Origin of the sequence: Streptomyces sp. W16 (assembly GCF_033194735.1) — a bacterium.
Lineage (GTDB): Bacteria > Actinomycetota > Actinomycetes > Streptomycetales > Streptomycetaceae > Streptomyces.
In genome coordinates, this window is the sequence record NZ_JAWOAI010000624.1 from 1 (window position 1) to 5,092 (window position 5,092).

General features: G+C 71.9%; 5 protein-coding genes. 3 read left to right on the plus strand and 2 right to left on the minus strand.

The features are described 5' to 3' along the window. From R6V09_RS45505 to R6V09_RS45515, 3 genes are all read left to right on the plus strand, one after another. Positions 1-544, plus strand: a 544-nt coding sequence (locus R6V09_RS45505; RefSeq protein ID WP_317887349.1) for a helix-turn-helix domain-containing protein, incomplete at its 5' end; no start/stop codon positions are given. Between the two features lie 133 nt (positions 545-677). After that, positions 678-1,451 carry an IclR family transcriptional regulator gene (locus R6V09_RS45510; protein WP_317887350.1) on the plus strand — a complete coding sequence of 258 codons (774 nt, stop codon included), beginning with the start codon at positions 678-680 and terminating at the stop codon, positions 1,449-1,451. Continuing rightward, a complete protein-coding gene (locus tag R6V09_RS45515) occupies positions 1,448-2,290 on the plus strand; it encodes an SMP-30/gluconolactonase/LRE family protein (RefSeq protein ID WP_317887351.1) in 843 nt (280 codons plus the stop codon). Before R6V09_RS45510 ends, R6V09_RS45515 begins: the two co-directional genes overlap by 4 nt. Positions 2,291-2,360: 70 nt before the next feature. On the opposite strand, the gene R6V09_RS45520 is transcribed toward R6V09_RS45515, so the two are convergent. Continuing rightward, positions 2,361-3,758: an NAD(P)/FAD-dependent oxidoreductase gene (locus R6V09_RS45520; RefSeq protein WP_317887352.1), complete on the minus strand. Its 1,398-nt coding sequence runs from the start codon at positions 3,756-3,758 to the stop codon at positions 2,361-2,363. Between the two features lie 49 nt (positions 3,759-3,807). Then, on the minus strand, positions 3,808-4,983 hold the full coding sequence (locus R6V09_RS45525; RefSeq protein ID WP_317887353.1) for an MAB_1171c family putative transporter: 1,176 nt from the start codon (positions 4,981-4,983) through the stop codon (positions 3,808-3,810). Positions 4,984-5,092: the final 109 nt, after the last annotated feature.

The window sequence follows — 5,092 nt, forward strand, 5'->3', positions numbered from 1 at the left end:
CGACATGGAGTACGAGCAGCCCCGCATGGTCGTCCCGGAACCGGACGCTGCCGGCCGGCCCGAACTGCTGCACCGGGCGCTGACCGGCTGGGCGGGCGCGATCGGACCCCCGGTGCCGCTGGCCGACGCGGTGAAGTCGGCACGCTGGGCGGAGGCCGCCGTAGGGCTGATGGAGCGGGGGCTGCTGCCGGCCGGAGGTGTTCTGTACTGCACCGAGCACACCGAGGCGCTGGTGCTGCTGCAGCCCGAGGAGCTGATCGACGATCTCGCGCTGCGGTGTCTGGCACCGCTGGCGCACTGCGGGCCGACGCACCGGCGCCGGCTCGCGGAGACCCTGCTGGCCTGGCTGGAGACCCGGGGCGGGGCGCCCGAGGTGGCCGCGCGGCTCGGTGTGCACCCGCAGACCGTGCGCTACCGGCTGCGCCAGATCCGCGAACTCTGGGGCAGCGAGATCGACGATCCCGACCGGCGCTTCGAGCTGGAACTCGTCCTGCGGGCGCAGCGGTTGCGCGGCGCGCTGGGCGATCCGCGGGCCAGGTCCTAGTCAGGCGGTCACCCGACCATTGCCCGTGCAACCCTCTATGGCTAGCCTGTGTTCGTTATCCCGATCGTCAGTTGAAATTTCGAACACGTCATTTTACGCAGCCACTCATCGACATCCAAGAAGGGGGCCGGTTGTGGGACGCCTCGTACCTGCCGTGACCCGGGCTCTCGACATCCTTGAGCTCTTCCTCGACGGGGACGGGACGCTCTCCGCCCCCGACATCGTGCGCAAGCTGCAACTGCCGCGCACCACCGTGCACGAACTCGTCACCACGCTCTCCGCCCGGTCCTACATCGTGCCCGTGCCCGGACAACCCGGACGCTACCGGCTGGGGGTCCGTCCGTACCAGCTCGGGAGCCGGTACGCCGAGCAGCTCGACCTCGCCGCCGAGGGCCAGCAGGTCGCCCGGTCCGTCGCCGAGACCTGCGACGAGACCGTGCATGTGGCCATCCTCGAAGGCACCGACGTCATCTACATCGCCAAGGTCGACTCCACGCACGCGGTGCGCATGGTGTCGGCGGCCGGCCGCCGGCTGCCCGCCCACTGCACCTCCGTGGGCAAGATGCTGCTGGCCTCCCTCCCCGAGCCGGAGCTGACCGCCCGCATCCCCGCGGGCGCGTCGCTGGTCGCAATGACGCCCAACAGCATCGTCGAGCCGGACGCCCTGCGGGTGGCCCTCGCCGAGATCCGGGAGCGGGGGGTCGCGGTCGAGAGCCGTGAGTCGAACCCAGATGTGTCGTGTGTGGCCGCCCCCGTCCGGGACCGTACCGGGCAGGTCGTCGCCGCGCTCTCCATCTCCGTCCCCATGATCCGCTGGAGCGACGAGCGCCGGGCCGAACTGGAGCAGCTCGCCGCGAAGGGCGCCGCCGAACTGTCGGAGCGACTCGGACACCGGAGCGTGGCATGACGTACGAAGTGGCGGTACGGGCCGAGGCCACCCTCGGCGAGGGGCCGACGTGGGACGCGGCGGCCGGGCGGCTGATCTGGATCGACATCCTCGGCTCCAGAGTGCATACGTACGACCCCGCGTCCGGCGCCCGTACGGTCCGGGTGACCGAACAGCACGTCGGCGCGGCGAAGCCGCGGGTCGGCGGGGGGCTGGTCCTCAATCTCCGGGACGGGGTCGGGCTCGTCGACCCGGACGGGGGGTTCCGGTGGCTGCACCGGGAGCCGGTTCCGGGTCGGCGGGCGAACGACGCGGCCGTGGCGCCGGACGGTGCGCTGTGGGTGGGCACGATGCGGTACGACGAGGCGGCGTGTGGCGGCACGTTGTCCCGGGTCGCCGGGGACGGGGCGGTTCAGCTGGTCCTCGACGACGTGGCCGTCAGCAACGGGACGGGCTGGAGTCCGGACGGGCGGCTCATGTACTACATCGACTCGCCCACGCGTCGGATCGATGTGTTCGAGTACGCGGACGGGCGGGTTTCGAAGCGGCGTCGCTTCGCTGAGATTGAGGCGGGGGCCGGGTTCCCAGACGGGTTGACGGTCGATGCGGATGGGTGTGTGTGGGTTGCCTTGTGGGACGGGGGTGCGGTGCGGCGGTATACGCCGGACGGGGAGTTGGAGCGGGTGATTCCGATGCCTGTGCCGTTGGTGACCGCGTGCGCGTTCGGGGGCGCGGACTTGACTGACCTGTACGTCACTACAGCTCGGGTGGGGCTCAAGTCGCCGCATCCTGTTGCTGGTTCGCTGTTGGTTGTGCCGGGGGCGGGGAAAGGGTTGGCGCAACCTGCGTTTGACGGGTGAGGGTTGAGTTTTGGGTGCGGGTCGGTGGGGGCTGGTCGCGCAGTTCCCCGCGCCCCTAAAGACAAAAGCCTCAGCTCGCCGCACCCTCCAAGCCGGCCAGGGTTTCTCTCTCCGACGGAGTCAGTGGTGGGCCCGAAAGCGGCGGCAGGAGTGGGCCGTTGAGGGCCGCCAGCAGGGTGCTGGGGCGCATCAGCGTCGACGCGTCCGCCTCCATGCTGGTCACCGCCGCCAGTGCTGCCGCCGCCGGGTATGAACCCGTTGCCGTCTTGAGGAGGCGGCGGGAGTAGCGGGTTATCAGGCGGTCCGCGGTGGTCGGCTCGGGGCCCCTTGTCTCGGGGTACCAGACGTCCTGGCCCACCGCCAGCGCCCAGGCGCCCTCCACGGGGGCGGCCACTCCGTGCTGGACCTTGGCGGCCAGGCCGGGGGCGGTGAAGCCCTCGTTCTCCAGTTCCCGGGACAGGACCTGCGCGCCGAGTGCGGCCACCGACATGCCTTGTCCGTAGGCCGGGTTGAAGGTGGCGAGGGCGTCGCCGAGGACGACCAGGCCGTCGGGCCAGTCCCGGACCTTCTCCAGGTAGCGGCGGACGTTCTTGCTGCTGTGGCTGGTGTGTATGTCCGTCAGGGGTTCGGCGCCGGAGACCAGGCGGCCGAGGATGGGGTCCGGCAGGTCGCGGATGTACTGGAGGAAGCCGTCCGGGTCGGCGGGCGGTTCGCCGCCCCGGGTGCCGGCGAGGCTGACCATCCAGCGGTCGCCCTCGATGGGCAGGACCATTCCGGCGCGGCCGGGCCGGGACTCGTACGGGTTCGCCTGGAGGATCGTGAGCGGGAAGTGCTCGGCGCCCTCGGGCCTGCGGTAGATCCGGGTCGCGTTGACGAGGCCGGAGTCGACGGTCCGTTCGTCGATCCCGGTCACCCCGAGCGCTTCCAGCCAGCGCACGATCCGTGAGCCGCGGCCACTGGCCTCGACCACGAAGTCGGCGTCAAGTTCCGTGATCCCGGCGTCTGTCGAGATGCGTACGCCGGTCACGCGCCGGGCGTCGCCGAGCAGGTCCAGGCCCCGGGCCGTACGGATCTCGGTCTTCGTGTTGGCCAGGACCGCCGAGCGCACCACCCAGTCCAGCAGCGCCCGGCTGCAGGTGAGCATCCGGGGGCCCTCGTGCCGCCAGCGGCGCAGCCAGCCCTCGGGAGTCAGCGCGAGCATGCCCGAGCTGAGGGAGATCTCGTGGGCGCCCGCGGCGAGCAGCTGTTCGCGCACGCTCGGGCCGGGCACGAGGTCCTCCATCGCGGCCAGGCCGCCGGACATCAGCAGATGGGCGTGACGCCCCTGCGGGAGACCCCTGCGGTGCTCCGGTCCGTCGGGCAGCTCGTCCCGGTCCAGCACGATCACCTCGTCCGCGTGGACGGACAGGGCGGCGGCGGCCAGCAGGCCGGCCAGTCCGGCACCGACGACGACAGCTCTCCGCGGCATGGGGCTCCTCAAATCAGCCAGGAAACAGGGGTGTTCGCGCAACAGCGGGTCAGCGCGGGGTGGCCTTCACCGTACTCTCCGGTACGGCCGTGGCGAGCCGCGACCTGGCGAGTGCCCGGGCCAGCTCGACCAGCCCGCAGGTGTCGGAGACCTCGGTGGCGTAGAGACGGTAGGTGCTCGGTGTGCCGAAGGGCTCCTCGCGGGCGGCGGCGCGGCGGGCGGCGTCGGCCACCATCGCCGCCTCGGCCGCCACCCGGGCCTCGTGCGCGGAGCGGCCCTCGTGCAGGGCGGCGTCGCGGGTGCGTTCGCGGACCCGGTCGTCGAAGTACGGGGCGAGCGCCAACAGGCCGTCGTGTATGGACACTTCACGCCAGTGCAGGCGCATCCGGGGAAGCCGCCAGAACGCGCTGGGCGGCTTCGGCGCGAGGGACGCGAAGCGGACCTCCGCCCACAGCGGGCCCAGCCCGCGCAGGTCGCACAGGTCACGCCGGTGCGCGCGGAACGTCGGCAGCAGCCTCGGCAGTGCGAAGCCCGCCGAACAGGTCAGGGCGGCCAGCGAGGCCATCGGCGGGGCGACACCGGTGGAGAGGAAGTCGAGGTTGTGACCGTTCCAACGGGCCACCACCGCCGTGTACTTGGTGAGCTGGAAGCCGACCACGTCCAACAGGGTGCCGACGAGGATCAGTTGCAGCCCGGTCCGCAGCAGGCCGGTGACCTCCCGGGCCCAGGAGACGCACACGGCGCACATCGCGAGGGTGGCCGCGCTGTGCCCGAGCAGGTAGAGCACGATCATCTCGCGCATGTAGGGCGTGTTGGCGTAGTACGTGTCGAGGTCGGTGAGCCGCTCGACGCTCGGGTCGGCCAGCGCGAACAGTACGACGATGGCGACGATCAGCGCGCCGTAGGCTGCCACGCCGCGCAGCACCATGCGGCGGACGCGGGCGCGGGAGCCGCCCCGCCACTGGAACAGCAGGATCAGCAGGGAGCAGCTGTACGCGGAGATCATGCCGTAGGTGAGGGGGGCGCCGAAGTTCGGGATGCCGGTGAGGCCGTTGACCGCGCTCAGGGTCGTCGGCGCCGCGCAGACGAGGCCCAGGGAGCCGAGCACGATCGCCACGCAGGTGGACACGGTCAGCGGATCGCGCGGGACGCTCGACGGGCGGCGCAGCAGGGCGGTGCAGGACAGTCCGAAGACGGCGGCGGCGAGATACACCATGAGGCTCATGCCCGGGTGCTCCCCTCCGTCGTGCCGGTGCGGACCCGGGCGGCGGCGTCGAGCGGGGACCGGGTCAGCGCGTCAGCGATGTGGACGAGGAGGGCGGCACCGGGGGCGC